The 426-nt window shown below is 57.3% G+C and carries 1 rRNA gene; it reads left to right on the top strand.

The annotated features are described in order from the left end of the window. Positions 1 to 426: ribosomal RNA gene (locus J1781_RS00210) — 23S ribosomal RNA — on the top strand; the annotation flags it as partial.

Here is a 426-nt window from a genome sequence, read left to right as displayed (position 1 = left end):
AGGTACAGCGGTGGTATGAGGACATGGTGGAGGTAGCGCACTGGCTCGGCGATGGGGCATCCAGCTTACTGACCCGTTTCAAACGACGAATGCCGCCAGGTTGGTACCGCTAGTGAGACTGTGGGAGCTAAGTTCCATGGTCGAGAGGGAAACAGCCCAGACCGCCAGCTAAGGTCCCGAAATGCATGCTAAGTGGGCAAGGTAGTCGTGGCACCGTGACAACCAGGAGGTTGGCTTAGAAGCAGCCACCCTTGAAAGAGTGCGTAATAGCTCACTGGTCGATGTGCTGCGGCGCCGACAATCCACCGGGGCTCAAGCATGCTACCGAAGCTGCGGAATCTTGTAGAGATTGGTAGGGGAGCGTCGTAGTCAGCAGTGAAGGTGGTCCGGAAGGATAGCTGGAGCGGCTACGAGTGAGAATGTTGG

This window comes from Rahnella perminowiae (genome assembly GCF_019049695.1).
GTDB classification, from domain to species: Bacteria; Pseudomonadota; Gammaproteobacteria; order Enterobacterales; family Enterobacteriaceae; genus Rahnella; species Rahnella perminowiae.
This window is presented reverse-complemented; position numbering and strand designations above follow the sequence as displayed.